The sequence below is a fragment of the Virgibacillus salarius genome, from assembly GCF_039521925.1.
GTDB lineage: Bacteria > Bacillota > Bacilli > Bacillales > Amphibacillaceae > Virgibacillus > Virgibacillus salarius.
This window is the reverse complement of the sequence record NZ_BAAACY010000174.1, coordinates 1-17,275: the sequence shown is the minus strand read 5'-3', so window position 1 is coordinate 17,275 and position 17,275 is coordinate 1. Positions and strand designations below refer to the sequence as shown.

The window sequence follows — 17,275 nt, the reverse complement described above, 5'->3', positions numbered from 1 at the left end:
TTACTCCGCAGCGATTGTACAAACAGATAAACGCTCTTCACTAATCCAGTTCTGCATAAATTGCTGAGCATCTTCGAATGTTAAAGCTCTCACTGTTGATAATATGGAGAAAAAGTCCAAATCCAAAATATGGTAATGTGTATATAAATTAGCCATTGTCTCTAAGTTATTCATACTCCGGAGCAACTTTCCAATTTTTTTTCTTTTTATCCGTTCGAATGTTTCGCTAGTAAGCTTTGCGTTCGTTATCCGAAGTAACATTTCTTTTAATGTATCAGCAAATTCAGTAGGCCGCTCACTATTACTACCTATTAAAGTATAACCAAAGTTGCGATCTAAATTCGTCTCAAAAAAGAAGCTATCATCAATTAACTGCTCTTCATATAATAGCTGATAAAATTCGCCACCCTTAGAAAAATAATGGTCCAATATCATGCCTTGTAGCAGATCCTTTTTCAGAAATGCTTCATTTGAAATGTCTAGGTTTGCTTCTTTGATACCAACTGTACATTTAGTAATGGAAACAGGCATTGTTATTTTTTTCTCTTTTGTCGCAACTTCTTGAGGTTCTACTGGGAAATTCCTACGTAACTCTTTCATTTCCTTAAAATCTTTGCGGTTTTGATTTCGTTCAACTAGCTGCATCATTTGATTGGGATCAAAATTTCCAGTAATAAACAACGTCATATTCTCCGGATGATAAAACGTGTTATAGCATGTATATAGATCATCTTTTGTAATCTTATTAATCGATTCCACCGTACCTGCAATATCCACGTTAACTGGATGGTGCTTAAACATTGCTTTTATTGTACCCATAAAAGATTGCCAATCGGGCTGGTCATCATACATGTTTATTTCTTGTGCAATAATTCCCTTTTCCTTTTCCACTGATTGTTCTGTAAAATATGGATCTTGAACAAAGTCGATCAATGTTTCTACATTCTTCTCAATTTGATCGGTGGCTGTAAATAAATAGGCAGTTTTCGTAAACGATGTATAAGCATTGGCGGATGCACCTTGTTTGGAGAAGTCAGCAAATACATCACCCTTCTCACTTTCGAATAGTTTATGTTCTAAAAAGTGGGCAACTCCTTCTGGAACAGTTACGAGTTCGTCCTTACCGATAGGAACAAATTCTAAATCAATCGAACCATAATTTGTCGTAAATAATCCATGAGTCTTTGCCATTTCTGTTTTCGGCAACAAGATAACATCCAAGCCATTTTCCAATTTTTTTGTGTAAATCGTTTCACCGATCTCTTCATACGTATGCTTATTCATTAGAATCTCCTTTCTCTGCTGTTAATAAATAGAGAGTATCTTCTTCAAGCTTGTTCGCAACAGCAACGACTTCCTCTTTCGTTACGCGCTTAATCTGTTCAATAAACGCTAGAGGTTCAACTTTTTTATTAGATAAAACTTGCTGATACAAAAATTCTATGGTTCCTTGAGGGTGATCTAATGTTTCTAGTAACTGATTGGATATTAACGCTTTTGTTTCATCTAATTCATTTTCTGTAAAGTCACCCTGCTTCATTGCAGTCATCTGCTCTCTTATGATATCTCTTGCTTTTTCAAAATCATCTGGTGCAATACCACTAAATACGAGTAATAGACCTTTATGACTTTCCATTCTAGATGCAGCATAGTAAGCTAAACTATTTTTTTCTCTGACATTTATAAATAATTTAGAGCTAGGAAAACCTCCGAATAAGCCATTAAATACATGTAATGCATAATAGGCATCATCTTGAAATGTAATATTTGTTCGATAACCGATATGCAGTTTAGCCTGTTGAATTTTATCTGTTTCAATAACTTCTCTAGGCTTGGTTTTCTCAACAGAAGCCGGCTTCGGGTTTTTGGTAATTTGCATTCTTTCTGCTTCAAGATCGTCTCGATGAAATACAGCGGATAATTTTCTCTCCATAACCGCTTCGTCCAAATCACCTTGTATATAGAGATCAATACTATCTTCCTTAAGCATCTGTTGATAGTAAGTAAATAAATTCTGTTCATTAAGTTTATTAAGATCTTCCTCGTAACCATGTACATGTAATTGATATGGTTCGCCATTACACATTTCATCAATTAACCGCATATTAGCATAACTCATTTTGTCATCTTTTAATGCATTGATTTTTTGTCTTAATGTTTCTTTTTCTCTGTTAAAAATGGCTTGTTCAAATTGTTGATTTGTTACATTCGGATCAAATAATATTTCGTGCAATAAATTAATTCCTTCATCAAGAATCGTCGTTGTATCCTCGAGAAATTTCTGATTCGCTATTTCAAGACGTAGACTAATAATATGATTTTCTCCTTTTTTAGCACCATCGATGGAAATAGAAGCACCATAGAGATCATCTAATTTCATTTGTAGCTTTTGCTTAGAAGGGTACTTTTTGGTTCCTTGCTTTAAAATGTAAGGAATTAAAGCTCTTTTTGTTATCGTGTCCCTGCTTAAAGGAGCTTTTAATTTCAATACCAATGTAATTGTCTTATATTTTTTATTTGGAATAAAATGAAGATGTAGTCCGTTTACATCTTTCGTTGTTTCTAAAATTTCGCGCATAAACATCCTCCTGAATTTCTCTAAGATTTATCAACTTTATTCTTCACATATTTTCCATTTGTCATCCATTATAAAACAAAAAAAACCGGGTTGCGACTATAAGACGCAATCCGATTGAAATAGTTATCTATCTGCTACCTTTTATATATGGATCTCCGTTTGCTCTTGGAGCTTCAGCTCTACCAATAAACCCTGCTAAAGCGAGAATCGTTAATACATATGGTGCAATTAACAGGAATACCTGTGGTACATCAGCCAAGAAAGGAATACCTGCACCAATTACACTGAGACTCTGGGCAAAACCGAAGAATAATGCCGCACCCATCGCACCAAGTGGATGCCATTTCCCAAAAATAACTGCTGCCAAAGCCATAAACCCTTGCCCAACAATTGTAGCATGCGAGAAATTAAGCGCGATAGTTAATGCAAAAACAGCTCCACCTAATCCACCCATGGCCCCAGATATAATTACTGCTACATAACGTAATTTATATACATTAATCCCATTTGTATCTGCAGCCATCGGATGTTCTCCGACTGCGCGAAGTCGTAAACCAAATGGTGTTTTATATAGAATGTACCATGCAATAAGCGCTAATACGATAGCTACATATGAAGTAATATAAATCCCTTGAAAGAAAATTGGACCGATGATAGGTATATCCGCTAATAATGGAACATCTGTCGTATAGAATGGCTGACTAACCATATCTGTTTGCCCTTTATCATACCACTGCTTCGTTAAGAAAACACCTAACCCTAACGCTAAAAAATTAATTGCAACCCCACTAACAACTTGGTCAGCGCGAAATGATACGGAAGCAACTGCATGAATAACCGAAAATAATGCAGAAATCACCATTGCGACGACGATAGATAACCATGGTGTCCATGCACCGAAGACATCAGCGAAGGTTAAGTTGAAGACAATTCCAACAAAAGCTCCCATTACCATAAGCCCTTCCAAACCAATATTAACAACGCCGGATCGCTCACTAAACACTCCGCCCAATGCCGTAAATATTAAAGGCGCTGAATAAAATAATGCAGTTGGGATGATCGATTGTAATAATTCAATAAACCCCATTTATTTGCCCTCCTTTTTGAAGCGAAGTATAATCCAACGAATAATATAGCTAGATGCAACAAAGAAAATGATTAATGCAATAATAATATCAACAAGTTCATTTGGAACGCCCGCCTGTGTCGGCATATTTAGCGCCCCTACCTTTAATGCACCAAATAAAAATGCTGCAAGAACTACTCCAATTGCACTATTAGCTCCCAACAACGCAACTGCTATGCCATCAAAACCAATATTCGAAAATCCAGAGCTAACGGTCATATTCCCATAGGTTCCTAGTCCTTCCATAGAACCAGCTAGTCCTGCAAAGGCTCCAGAAATAACCATTGCCAAAACGATGTTGCGTTTAACGCTCATTCCGGCATATTTCGATGCATGTTGATTATAACCTACCGATTTAAGCTCATAACCAATATTCGTTCGCTCAATGATAAACCACATGATCATTGCAGCAAATAGAGCAATTAAAATCCCATAATGCATCCTTGAAAAATACGTTAATCCTTCTAACCATTCAGAAGCTAAAGATGCACTTGGTGCGATCATCTCTGTTTTATCAGCATTATTAGTTAGTACGTTACGGATAATTGCATTTGCACTATAAAGGGCAATATAATTCATCATGATGGTAACAATTACTTCATGAACACCAAGCCTCGCCTTTAATACCCCAGGAATAAACCCCCAAATAGCTCCAGCTAATGCAGCGACGATAAGCGCTAATGGTATATGAATGATCATAGGTGCCTCTACCGTTGTACCTATCCACACAGCAGCTAGCCATCCAACAATAACCTGGCCCTCTGCTCCTATATTGAATAACCCCGTCCTAAAAGCAAATGCGATAGCGAGTCCAGTTAATATATAAGGAGTTGTCTGTCGAATTGTTTCACCAAAGAAATAAGGGTCTCCAAATGCTCCATTAAACAGGGCGACATAACCTTGAATCGGATTATACCCGAATCCAAGCATAATGATTGCTCCTGCAAGTATACCAATAAAAACAGAAATAATAGGAACTAGAATATTGAACCACTTGTTCGAATTCATTGATTATCACCTGCCTTTTCTTGGTTACTGCCAGCCATTAATAACCCTAATTCCTGTTCATTCGTATTTTCTGGTGACACATTTGCTACAATTTTCCCATCAAAAATGACGGCGATTCGATCACTGACATCTAATATCTCATCTAATTCGAAAGATACGAGTAAGATTGCCTTTCCTTTATCACGTTCTTCAATCAGTTTGCGATGAATAAACTCTATCGCTCCTACATCAAGTCCTCTAGTTGGCTGTGCAGCAATTAACAAAGCTGGAGAACGGTCAACTTCCCTTGCAATAATCGCCTTTTGCTGATTTCCACCAGACAGCGCCCTTGCTTTTGTATAAGCACTAGGAGTTCGAACATCATATTCGGAAATTAGACTTTCTGCCTTTTGATAGATTTCTTTATAATTAAGAATCTTATATTTAGAATAGGGGTTTTTGTAATAAGTCTGTAACACAATATTTTCGCCAATAGGAAAATCCAATACTAGCCCAAACTTGTGTCGGTCCTGAGGTATATGACCAACTCCACTTTCTGTTACTTTACGTGGGGATAAATTAGAAATTTCCTTTTCATTTAACCGAATACTTCCAGCGTTTGTTTTTTTTAATCCAGTGATTGCTTCAATCAATTCTGACTGTCCATTGCCATCTACCCCTGCTATCCCTACAATTTCTCCGGCACGTACGTCTAGATTCAAGCCCTTAACCATGTTTACCTTTCTTGAATCTTTTACGAATAAATCTTTAATTTCTAAGACTGTATTAGTAGGTTCAGCGGTTTTCTTTTCCGTTTTAAAAGAGACATCTCTTCCAACCATAAGCGCGGCCAATTCGGTTACATTTGTTTCCGCTACATTTACAGTACCAATTCCTTTTCCTTTACGAATAACTGTACAACGGTCACAAATTTGCATAATCTCTTTTAGTTTATGTGTTATTAGAATGATAGATTTGCCTTCTGCTATTAATGCTTTCATTATCTCCATCAACTCTTTAATTTCTTGAGGAGTAAGTACAGCAGTTGGTTCATCAAAGATTAAAACATCAGCACCACGATATAGTGTCTTTAAGATTTCTACCCGTTGCTGCATACCTACCGAAATATCGCTTATCTTTGCTGTAGCATCAACCTGTAAGCCATAACGATCAGATAACTCCTGAACTTCTCGTTCTGCTTTTTTTATATTAATCTTACCGTGCTTCGTAGGCTCACTACCGAGAATAATATTTTGCGTTACCGTAAACGGTTCTACTAGCATAAAATGTTGATGAACCATACCGATACCTAATTGATTGGCAACATTTGGATCTGCAATATTTACCTTTTTTCCTTTGACACGTATTTCACCTAGCTCAGGCTGATACAATCCGAACAGTACATTCATTAACGTTGACTTTCCAGCACCATTTTCTCCTAGCAGAGCATGTATTTCTCCCTTTTTAAGTTGAACAGTAATGTCATCATTAGCCACTATCCCCGGGAATTCTTTCCGAATATTCAGCATTTCTATTACATAATCCATGGGACTTCACTCCTTTAATATTCAAGTAATCATTACATGCTATCAGAAAAACTAGCAACGGAAGAGGGCTGGAATTTCGCTTCCGTTGCTAACCTTTCTTCCAGCTTACATTACATGCAAAGAGGCTGTTCAACCAGCCTCTTCATTATTGTTCTATAAAGATTCCTCGAATGTCTTCAGTTCATCTCTTGTTTGTGGAACATCTACATCGCCCTTAATAATTTTTTCTTTCCAGTCGTCCACAGCTGAAACGATTTCGTCTGTTATTGCATCTTCATTTGTTTTAGCTAAGAATACGCCATCATCAGATAACCCAAATTCAAGAATTTTTCCACCTGGGAAATCTCCTTCTAGTCCCATGTTACTTACTTTTTGTACGGATAAATCTACACGCTTGACCATTGATGTAAATGTTACATTATGATCGCCAATTTTCCCCTCTTCGTGTTGATCGCGATCCACACCAATAACCCAAATATCACGTTCTGGATCATTTTGTTTAATATCTTTAGCTTGAGCAAATACACCATTTCCTGCAGCACCAGCAGCATGATAAATAATGTCGGCATCATCATTATACATACGCGTAGCAATCAGCTTTCCGTCTGCAGCAGAACTGAAATTCCCTACGTATTGAATGTCAATTTCGATTGCTGGATTTACTGATTTAGCACCAGCTACAAATCCAGCTTCAAATTTATTAATTAAATCAGAATCAACGCCACCAATAAATCCTAATTTATTTGTTTTTGTTTTCATAGCTGCTGCAACGCCAGCCAAGAATGATCCCTCGTGTTCGGCAAAGGTTAAACTAGCAACATTGGGTGCTTCAACAACTGTGTCAACGATCGCATAATTCGTTTCAGGATTTTGTTTTGCCACTTTAGTTATCGAATCTTGAAGCAAAAAGCCAACTCCAAAGATTAAATCATAGCCTTCTTTTGTCATTCTTGTTAAGTTTGGAAGATAATCAGATTCATCTGAGGATTGCGCATAGTCGAACCCATTTCCTTTTGAAAGTCCATGCTCCTCTCCCCAAGCCTTTAACCCTTCCCATGAAGATTGGTTAAAGGATTTATCATCTACTCCACCCTCATCGGTAACAATAGCTGCTGAATAATCCGTTGACTCGCCTTTTTCACTTCCCTTGTCTGCTTCCTTATCATTTGAAGTTCCACAAGCTGCTAACACCATACTAAAACTAGCAATAACAGCAAAGAATAATAAAAACTTACGCTTCTTCATTGATTAAACCCCCTATTATTTTTATAAACATCATAAGTACTTCCTACTTCAATAACTACGCTATAACCACCCCCTCGATATAATTCACAAAAGCGGGAAAATTCAGCATAAAAAATGAAAGCCGTTTCACAAATGGATACGCTTCATTTTTTATCATGTACTACTTTCATACATTCATTCAACTACATTTTACAAACGCTTTCTTAACACGTGAAAGCTGAACATATCAGATCGAAAATAGTTTGCTGAATATAATACTGCCTCATCCTCTTCTGTATAGTGCATTTGTTTTAGGAGTAATAAGGTTTGTTCTGGATGACAGTCTAAAATGTTATAAATTCGATCATGATATCCAATCGGTTCAATATAAGTCACTGCATAAGCTACTCGTTTATTCGCGTATTCCTCCATAAGTTTAAAGATGGAATCTTCTTTATGTACACGATTAAGTGGTATTAAATCTTCTGGAATCTTATCGATACAGAAAACGACAGGTTTACAATCCGCTGTTCGAACCCGTTCAATCTTCGCTAAACGCTTTACTGATTTCGGAGCAAATCTACTCTTTTCATCGTCTGTAGCATCTTGCACATCTGTAGATAAGTATTGCGAACCCGCAATCTTTCCAGATTTCTCGATCATTGATGTCACACTTGTTAATTGTTCGATACCTGATGAAAAAATAGGTTTAGGGTTAACAAATGTACCTACACCATGTCTTCGCGTTACGATATTATCTTCTTCAAGGATGCGCAATGCTTCTCTAAGTGTCGCACGAGAAACACCAAGAAGCTTAGATAATTGAAATTCCGAAGGTAGCTTCTCCTTTTCCTTATATTTCCCCTTTTCAATATCTCGTTTAATTTCATCAATTACTTGTAAATACAAATGTCTTGCATCGGTTTTAATCGACAAGCTATATCCCCCCATCCAATATTTACAAACATCAAGAAATCCGACATCTGACGTATGACTCGTTTGTTCGTCATAAATCATACCATTAATCTTAAGATAAATAAATAGCTATAGGACATATTTCTTAAAAATAATCTTCCTATTTCGACATTAATAGACATTTTTCCACTGATTGTTTTGCTCATTACAAAAAACCGTATAAAGCTGTTTGCACAGACTTTATACGGTTCAATAAAACCTATGAAGATTGCTCCTCTGCTGATTGACTGATTAATACAGTTCGCGGTTTACTCCCTTCATAAGGCCCAACAATTCCACGTTGCTCCATAGCATCAATCAATCTTGCCGCTCTTGTATAGCCAATTCTAAATCTTCGCTGTAGCATCGAAACACTTGCGCTTTGCATTTCCGTTATGAGTTGAACGGCATCATCATATAGTTCATCGTCCACTTCATCTACAACTTCATTCGTTTCTTCTGGAATCATTTCCTCTTGGTATGAAGCCTTTTGCTGATCAATACAATGATCAACAATTCGTTCTACTTCTTCATCAGATAAAAATGCACCTTGTACACGTGTCGGCTTTGATGCTCCTACTGGTAAGAACAACATATCCCCTCTGCCAAGTAGCTTTTCTGCTCCCCCTGAATCCAGAATTGTTCTTGAATCAGTTGTAGAAGAAACACTAAAGGCAATACGAGAAGGGATATTCGCTTTGATAACACCTGTTATAACATCAACAGAAGGTCTTTGTGTGGCAATAATTAAATGAATACCTGCTGCTCTAGCCATTTGCGCTAAGCGCGTAATGGAATCTTCCACATCATTTGAAGCAACCATCATTAAATCGGCTAATTCATCTACTAAAACTACTATATAAGGAAGGTTCGGCTGTGTTTCATCAGCATGTAGATTATGCTTCCTTATGTATTCATTATATCCTTCAATATTTCTAGTTCCTGTATCAGAGAATAGTTCATAGCGTCGTTCCATTTCGGATACAACCTTTTTCAATGCTCTAGAAGCCTTTTTCGGATCAGTCACAACTGGAGCTAGCAAATGTGGGATGCCATTATACACATTTAATTCCACTTTCTTCGGGTCAATCATCATCATTTTCACTTCATGTGGTTTGGTTCGCATCAAGATCGTAGTAATGATTCCGTTCACGCAGACACTTTTACCACTTCCTGTTGCACCTGCTATTAGTAAATGTGGCATCTTATTTAACTCTGAAACTACGGCGTCTCCAGATATATCTCTACCTAAAGCAAAAAGCAGTTTAGAAGCTTGTTTATTAACCATACTATCTAGTACCTCTCGTAAAGATACCATGGCTACTTCCTGATTGGGTACTTCAATACCTACGGCGGATTTACCTGGAATTGGTGCTTCGATTCGAATATCCTTTGCAGCCAATGCCAGGGCCAGATCATCATGCAAACTAACAATCTTACTTACTTTCACGCCTGCTTCTGGATATACTTCATATTTCGTTACTGCTGGTCCAACATGAACCTTTGTTACCCTAGCCTTCACCCCAAAACTATTAAACGTACGCTCTAATTTTCGAACAGTAGCTTGAATCTGTGACTTTTCCTGTTGTTGGGAATTATGTGCTGGCTCTGCTAATAGTTGCATGGAAGGTAATACATATTCATAGTTTTCCGTTTCAGTCATTGGCATATTTTCAAGTGTATCCTCTTCCCCGTTGTCTGCTTCTGGCTGTACAGTTTTTTTGCCTTGATCAGCTTGCGGAGTATGAGGGGTATATGCAACATCTGTAAAGTCTTGAATGACTGGCTCTTCCTCCGTATGATATACCACCTCATCAACTTCAGGTTCATCAGCATCTGTATCAACTGGATGGTTCACTTCTGGAAGTTGCTTATTTGCACGCTTTTCCTTCCAAGCGGCTTTATATCTAGCAAAAGAACCGCCAACTTTCTTCCAAAGCTTTGAAAAGATATCACCTATTGACAATTCCGTCATAAATATGATCCCAATAACAATGGAAAAAACAGCAACGATTTTAGCACCTGCTAAGGAGAATAAATAGTACGTGAAGGTGAGTAATAGAGCACCTGCCATTCCACCACCCAAATAGCCAGATGACAATTGATTTTCAAGATATGCAGCGTAATTTTCCCATGTTGTACCAATAATAGAAAGCTGACTATCTGAAGCTATTACCTGATCGAACATCTGAATGTGTGTGAGTAACAATATGCCGCAAAAAACAATATAAAACCCTACAAGTTTTTTGTTTGCAAAATCCGGAAATCTTCGCTTTGCTACTAAAATCATTCCTGTAATTAACAACAATACAGACGCAGCAAAGTACCATATACCTAAAAAGAAGCGAAATAAGTGCTCTAATCCTCCCGGAATAGCTCCGTCACTAATAGCACTTGCACCACTACCAAATATCCCTAAAAATATAAACAAGAGACCGAGTAACTCAAATTTGAGTTGTTTTTTAAACTTACTCTTTCGTTTTTTTCGTTTCTTTGCCATTATTTCACCCCAATCGATCTTGGCAAGTATACATGAAGAATAAACCCCTGTCGAAAAAATGACAAGGGTTTTTTCACGATGCATTTATTTCAATTATACCATAAAACACCAATTTAATAATAACAGTAACGAATCGATGCAAATTTAATGAAAAAAAGCAACGAGGAATTAATTGTCTTTGATGTTTGTATTAGGCAAGATGGTTCCAGGTGCATAGTTTTCATTTAAAAAATCTTGCGGATCTGAGGAAAGTAACTGTAAGACTTCCAAAGAACCATCTGTTTTTTGTTGACAATACATGTATCTACCTTCGAACGAGATCATATGTCTATTCGTATGCTCAGATGGGGATGGAGGAAAGATATCTTCTTTTGAAAGCGGCGTATATAAAATCATTGTATCACCTGATTTTCCGCATTCTGTCTATTCTTAATCAGCTCAGTGACTTTCTCCATCGCCTCTTTCACACCACCAACATCATCAATTAGTCCATAGTCTACTGCATCTTTCCCTACAACATTCGTACCAATATCCCTTGTTAGGTTTCCTTTAGCGAACATAAGATCTTTAAACTTCTCCTCTTTTATATTTGAGTGATGAACAACGAAATTAACAACGCGATTCTGCATTTCATCAAGGTATTCAAATGTTTGTGGTACACCAATGACAAGTCCGGTTAAGCGAACTGGATGAATCGTCATTGTTGCAGTGGGAGCAATAAATGAGTAATTAGTTGCTACAGCAATCGGTACACCAATTGAATGTCCACCCCCAAGTACAATCGAAACAGTCGGCTTCGACAAGGATGCAATCATTTCAGAGAGGGCAAGCCCTGCCTCTACATCGCCACCAACTGTATTAAGTAAAAGAATTACACCTTCTATTTTAGGATTTTGTTCTATAGCTATTAATTGCGGAAGCAAATGTTCATACTTTGTCGTCTTATTCTGCGGCGGTAATTGCACATGACCTTCTACTTGTCCAATGATTGATAGTACATGAATATTAGAATCTGGAGCTTGTGGTACATTTGATTGACCTAACTGCTGAATTTTTTGAACCAATGCAGATGGATTAGCCTCTTGATTCTGATCATCTTTCTTTTCCGGTTCTTTATTCATTTACGTACACTCCTTATTGTTATAACTTCTCTTAGTATGAACGTAAATGATTTCCTCATGCATAAGAATAAAGTGAAACTTCAATCCAAACCAACTATATCCTACTATGAAATGAGTTTTTTTTATTTACCATGCTATAAACTCTCTAGCCCCCAGCATAGCCAGGGGTTTTCTAAGCCATTAATAAAGGCTGTCGAGACTTTTCTCGACAGCCTACAGGCTTTAATTAATACGCTCTATAATATTTTTAAGGTTTCGTTCTTCTGTTTCTGAAATACTGACAAGTGGTAATCGTAATGCTCCAGAATCTATTCCTTTCATACGTAATGCTGCTTTTACAGGGGATGGCGATGGAGCTGTAAATAGTCCCTTCATAACAGGTAAAAGTTTACGATGTAGCTTTGCAGCTCCTTTCGTATCACCTTGATTGTATAAATTAACCATTTGCTGCATTTCTTGACCAATTATATGAGAAGCAACAGAAATAACCCCCGCCCCTCCGATAGAAAGTAACGGTAATGTCATACTATCATCTCCACTGTAAACACTAAACGTATCGTTAGTAGCTTCAATTATTTCTGATACTTGATCTAAATCTCCACTAGCTTCTTTTATTGAAACAATGTTGTCTATTTTACTTAACGCAATTGTTGTTTCTGCAGTTATATTTACAATAGACCGACCTGGAATATTGTAAAGCATTACAGGTAAGGATGTTTCCATAGCAATTGTTTTAAAATGTTCATATAAACCTTGTTGATTCGGTTTATTATAGTACGGTGCTACAAGCATTATAGCATCTACACCACAACGTTCAGCCTCTTTTGTTAACGCAATAGAAGCCTGCGTATTATTACTTCCAGTCCCGGCAATAACAGGTACACGATTATTAACTGTTTTTACGACATGGTTAAACAGGCTAATTTTTTCTTCGGTTGTTAAAGTTGGGGATTCTCCTGTTGTACCTGCAACTACTAAACCATCCGTGCCATTATCAAGTAAATACTCAATGAGTATTTCTGTCTGATTAAAATCAATATTCCCTTTGGCATCGAATGGCGTAACCATTGCTGTTAGTACCTGACCAAAATTCATTCTTATCACCTTTTTCTGTTGATTAAGCAGGACTGCCTGCATCGCTTAATTCAAACACATCGTGCAGCGCATTGACTGCAGTTTTTAAATCTCTGTCATGCACAAGCACCCATATGGTTGTATGACTATCAGCAGACTGTAGAATTTGCACATCTGCATCAGTTAATGCCTGCACTATTTTTGCTGCTACTCCTGGCACACCAGTCATACCTGCACCTACTGCTGATACCTTTGCACAGTTCCCCGTAATTTCCGGATGAAAACCTAATGTTTCTAATATATGAACTGCTTTGTCTGCAAAAGCATTTGGTACAGTGTAAATAACTCCAGTTGGTGATATTGTAATAAAATCTACAGAAATTCCTGCCTCAGCCATAGCCTTAAATACATCAGACTGCATTCGATAAGCTTCTTCTTTTGTTTGAACACGTATTTGTGTAATGTTGGCAATATGAGCAATACCAGTAATCAATCTATCAGCTACATCCATTCCTTCCACTCTTGAAGAAGTAACAAGTGTTCCTCCTTCTTGTGAATATGTCGACCTTACTCTCATAGGAATTTTAGCCTGCATTGCTATTTCTACAGCTCTAGGATGAATCACCTTTGCACCTTGATATGCTAAATTACAGATCTCTGAATACGTAACAACGTCTAGTGGCCTGGCTTTTTCAACTACACGTGGATCAGCAGTCATGATTCCATTTACATCAGTAAATATCTCTATTCGCTCAGCATTTAATGCAACTCCTAAAGCAGCAGCAGTCGTATCGCTTCCACCTCTTCCAATTGTAGTTATATCTCCACTAGGAGTTATTCCTTGAAAGCCTGCTACTACTACAACATCATAGGTTTTTAATTCCTGTAAAATTCGCTCAGGTTGTACTTCCTTGATTTTTGCTTGAGTAAAATCATCAGATGTTACAAAGCCCGCATGTGCACCTGTTAACGCTGTAGCAGTAATATGATGCTTCTGTAGTTCATTTGATAATACAACGGAGGAGATAATTTCCCCACATGACATAAGCATATCTAATTCGCGAGAAGAATTCTTGTTCGCTGGAAAATCAACTAAACCTAGTAGCGTATCCGTTGCATATGGATCTGGTTTTCTTCCCAATGCCGAAACAACAACGACCAGTTTATAGTCTTGCACTAATGCATCTTTTATATGTTTAATTACATGTTCCCTGTTTTCTTCAGACTGTACAGAAGTACCGCCAAATTTTTGAACGAGTATATTCATGGTAACACCTCTATCGCTGCAGCCAGTTATTTTCTATTAATGATTGTGCTATTTGTACTGTATTCCATGCAGCACCCTTCATTAGGTTGTCGGATACAACCCAAAGATGAAAACCATTCTCTTTATCCGGATCTTTTCTTACTCGACCAACAAACACCGCTTCTTTATTGGACGCACTCAATGGAGTTGGATATAGCTGTGCAGATGGATCATCTTCTAAGATAACACCTTCTGCATGCTTTAATTCATTCCATAAATCCGCTACCGTTACCCCTTCTTTATTAACCTCGATATATACACTTTCTGCATGTGATGTAAAGAAAGGCAAACGGACACAAGTAGCCGCTACTGACAATTCCGGTGCATGCATAATTTTTTTCGTTTCATTGATCATTTTCATTTCCTCAAACGTATACCCATTATCCTGAAATACATCTATTTGAGGCAGTGCATTAAAAGCAATTGGGAAGTGCTTCTTATCTCCTTTTACCGGAAGAAGACTTGCTTCCATTTCTTTATTATCCAAATAATCCTTCGATTGCTGTTCCAATTCCATATTAGCTTGATTACCTGCGCCTGAAACTGCTTGATATGTTGAAACAATAACTCTCTCTAAGCCAAAAGCATCTTTAAGTGGTTTTAGAGCTGCTACCATCTGAATAGTTGAACAGTTCGGATTAGCGATAATACCTTCATGATTCTGTAGATCAGCTTTATTTACTTCTGGTACTACCAGCGGTACATTTTCATCCATACGAAAAGCACTCGTATTATCAACAACAACAGCTCCTCGTTTTACTGCTTCTGGAGCCAATGCTTTAGAAACGGAACCTCCAGCGGAAAACAAAGCAATATCGACCCCAGAAAAACTTTCGGGAGTTGCTTCTTCTACTGTTAATTCTTTTTCTTTAAATCGTTGTTTCGATCCCGCTGATCTTTTGGAAGACAACAGCTTTAACTCATTTATTGGAAAATCCTTTTCTTCTAGTAATTGGATTATTTTTTGCCCAACTGCACCTGTTGCTCCTACGACAGCTACATCATATGCTGTTTTTTGTGGCATTTTTCCTATTGCTCCCTTCATAAAACAAGTTTAATAGACTTCTAGCTTATCATTTTATCATAGTTCAGCTGTTATGAGGAACAATAACCGGCTGAAGTTGCTTAAATTCTAATGCAGATTCTATCGTTTCGGGCAATAGGTCCATCTTAGCCACAAGTGAATTTGGTTTTTTATATGGATCATCCTGTCCATAAGGAATGAAATAGATAAATTTACTCGCCATCAAGCGCATCAAATTTACGCCATTTAAACCTAGCGCATCATTTGTTGAAACACCTAATACAACTGGTTGCTGGTTTCGCATGGTTGCTTTTGCTGCCATTAAAACTGGAGAATCCGTTAATGCGTTTGCCAGCTTACTTAAGGAATTACCAGTTAACGGTGCAATGACCATACAATCCAGAGGCATTTTCGGTCCTAATGGTTCTGCCTCTGGCATCGTAGAAATAACTTGCTTTCCTGTTATGGATTCTATTTTTCCAATATGGTCCTCCGCTTTCCCAAACTTTGTATCAGTTGTCCTTACTGTATAAGTTACGATCGGTATTACATCAGCATTTAATTCAATTAATCGTTCTATTTGAGGGAATACTTGATCATATGTGCAATGCGAACCCGTCAAGCCAAACCCTATTCTTTTACCCGATAAATCCATTTGTATAACCTCCCAGTAAATTAATACTTATTTCGTTTTTTGAACGAATTGCTTCACCACATCTGCCAAAATTTTCCCAGCAGTTTTAGGCGCTACAATTCCTGGCAAACTCCGAGCAAGTATTGCCTTGATTCCACGCTGTTCTGCATATTTAAAATCAGTACCTCCTGGCTTGGAGGCTAAGTCAATAATCACTGCATGTGAAGGTAAATGTTTAATTGCCTCTTTTTCGATTACGGGAGCAGGTATTGTGTTTATTAGTAAGTCACAGTTATGCATCTTCGTAGACAATTCTTCAAGAGGAACAGCAGATAACCCCATTTCTGTTATTCGTGCTAAGTCTTTAATTCTTGTTGCGCTTACAGAGACCTTTGCACCAAGTGATGAGAACTTATTAGCTACTGTATTGCCAACCCTTCCAAAACCTACTACCATGACTCGAGAGGAATGAATGGTAAAGTCCGTATGTTCAATTGCCATCATAATGGTGCCTTCTGCAGTAGGAATGGAATTATAAATTGCTACATCATCTCTATCTAATAATGGTACAAGTTTTATATTTGCTTGCTTTATAACATCTCTTAAATAATCGTTTGTAATTCCAGTAAATACGATTGAGGAGCTGGGAAGCTCTTTAAACCATTCTGCTGTTAGATAAATCGGTTTTTCCGAAAATACCGCTTCGACACGGCCTTCGTTATCTATGCCCGTTATAGGTAATATAACAGCATCTAATTGACCTGGGATTAATTCATGTACATCTAATTGTTTTAAACCCGTAAATCCTTGCTCTAATTTGTCAAATCCAACAAGGACAATGGTAGTATCAGTCAAGGATTGAAGCTGCCGAATTAATTCCAGATAACGGGCATCTCCACCGATAACTGCAATTGTTTGACTCATTCTTGTTGACTCCCTCCAAACGTACAATTTGTTTAGTATTCCTTTATAGCTTATGTGCCTCGAGCGTGTTAGTGATTGGGAGTTAGCAAAAAGGACAGGAAAAAAGGCTGATATCTCACCCGAGACACCAGCCTATAAAAAAGTTATTTGATTTTGTATCGTGAGTAAGAAAAACGGAGCAAAATTCGCTCAGTCCTTATCACTACATGCTCCGATTTACGCTTCCTCTAGTAGCTATTATGGAATAATAGCTACTGCTTGCTTGACCACCACTCC

Annotated in this window: 15 protein-coding genes; all 15 read right to left on the bottom strand. The window is 37.5% G+C overall.

The genetic code is table 11. The features are described from left to right. The 15 genes from yfmH to dpaA all read right to left on the bottom strand — a co-directional run bounded on the left by yfmH (position 1) and on the right by dpaA (position 16,999). On the bottom strand, positions 1 to 1,284 hold the full coding sequence (gene yfmH, locus ABDZ84_RS21070) for an EF-P 5-aminopentanol modification-associated protein YfmH (RefSeq protein ID WP_205388594.1): 1,284 nt from the start codon (positions 1,282 to 1,284) through the stop codon (positions 1 to 3). After that, positions 1,277 to 2,578: an EF-P 5-aminopentanol modification-associated protein YfmF gene (gene yfmF, locus ABDZ84_RS21065; protein ID WP_121605209.1), complete on the bottom strand. Its 1,302-nt coding sequence runs from the start codon at positions 2,576 to 2,578 to the stop codon at positions 1,277 to 1,279. The genes yfmH and yfmF overlap by 8 nt, the downstream gene beginning before the upstream one ends. Positions 2,579 to 2,705: 127 nt before the next feature. Further along, positions 2,706 to 3,665 carry an ABC transporter permease gene (locus ABDZ84_RS21060; RefSeq protein WP_026680955.1) on the bottom strand — a complete coding sequence of 320 codons (960 nt, stop codon included), beginning with the start codon at positions 3,663 to 3,665 and terminating at the stop codon, positions 2,706 to 2,708. Then, on the bottom strand, positions 3,666 to 4,712 hold the full coding sequence (locus ABDZ84_RS21055; protein ID WP_121605210.1) for an ABC transporter permease: 1,047 nt from the start codon (positions 4,710 to 4,712) through the stop codon (positions 3,666 to 3,668). Further along, positions 4,709 to 6,238 (bottom strand): ABC transporter ATP-binding protein, encoded by a 1,530-nt coding sequence (locus ABDZ84_RS21050; RefSeq protein WP_026680953.1) that lies wholly within the window; start codon positions 6,236 to 6,238, stop codon positions 4,709 to 4,711. The genes ABDZ84_RS21055 and ABDZ84_RS21050 overlap by 4 nt, the downstream gene beginning before the upstream one ends. Before the next feature lie 153 nt (positions 6,239 to 6,391). Then, complete coding sequence (locus tag ABDZ84_RS21045) at positions 6,392 to 7,483, bottom strand: BMP family lipoprotein (RefSeq protein WP_026680952.1); 1,092 nt, start codon at positions 7,481 to 7,483, stop codon at positions 6,392 to 6,394. Between the two features lie 189 nt (positions 7,484 to 7,672). Next, positions 7,673 to 8,398 carry a GntR family transcriptional regulator gene (locus ABDZ84_RS21040; RefSeq protein ID WP_121605211.1) on the bottom strand — a complete coding sequence of 242 codons (726 nt, stop codon included), beginning with the start codon at positions 8,396 to 8,398 and terminating at the stop codon, positions 7,673 to 7,675. Between the two features lie 238 nt (positions 8,399 to 8,636). Further along, complete coding sequence (locus ABDZ84_RS21035) at positions 8,637 to 10,916, bottom strand: FtsK/SpoIIIE family DNA translocase (RefSeq protein WP_121605212.1); 2,280 nt, start codon at positions 10,914 to 10,916, stop codon at positions 8,637 to 8,639. A gap of 168 nt (positions 10,917 to 11,084) precedes the next feature. Next, a complete protein-coding gene (locus ABDZ84_RS21030; RefSeq protein WP_026680949.1) occupies positions 11,085 to 11,312 on the bottom strand; it encodes a YlzJ-like family protein in 228 nt (75 codons plus the stop codon). Further along, positions 11,309 to 12,037 carry a ClpP family protease gene (locus ABDZ84_RS21025; RefSeq protein WP_026680948.1) on the bottom strand — a complete coding sequence of 243 codons (729 nt, stop codon included), beginning with the start codon at positions 12,035 to 12,037 and terminating at the stop codon, positions 11,309 to 11,311. Before ABDZ84_RS21025 ends, ABDZ84_RS21030 begins: the two co-directional genes overlap by 4 nt. Before the next feature lie 222 nt (positions 12,038 to 12,259). Next, positions 12,260 to 13,132 carry a 4-hydroxy-tetrahydrodipicolinate synthase gene (gene dapA / locus ABDZ84_RS21020; protein WP_026680947.1) on the bottom strand — a complete coding sequence of 291 codons (873 nt, stop codon included), beginning with the start codon at positions 13,130 to 13,132 and terminating at the stop codon, positions 12,260 to 12,262. Positions 13,133 to 13,154: 22 nt separating this feature from the next. Continuing rightward, complete coding sequence (gene dapG, locus ABDZ84_RS21015) at positions 13,155 to 14,378, bottom strand: aspartate kinase (protein ID WP_121605213.1); 1,224 nt, start codon at positions 14,376 to 14,378, stop codon at positions 13,155 to 13,157. A 10-nt stretch (positions 14,379 to 14,388) separates the two neighbouring features. Beyond that, positions 14,389 to 15,441, bottom strand: coding sequence for an aspartate-semialdehyde dehydrogenase (asd, locus tag ABDZ84_RS21010; protein ID WP_026680945.1), 1,053 nt, complete (start codon positions 15,439 to 15,441; stop codon positions 14,389 to 14,391). A 64-nt stretch (positions 15,442 to 15,505) separates the two neighbouring features. Then, positions 15,506 to 16,096, bottom strand: a complete 591-nt coding sequence (gene dpaB / locus ABDZ84_RS21005) for a dipicolinate synthase subunit B (protein WP_205388596.1) — start codon at positions 16,094 to 16,096, stop codon at positions 15,506 to 15,508. 27 nt (positions 16,097 to 16,123) lie between these two features. Then, positions 16,124 to 16,999, bottom strand: a complete 876-nt coding sequence (gene dpaA / locus ABDZ84_RS21000) for a dipicolinic acid synthetase subunit A (protein ID WP_026680943.1) — start codon at positions 16,997 to 16,999, stop codon at positions 16,124 to 16,126. Positions 17,000 to 17,275: the final 276 nt, after the last annotated feature.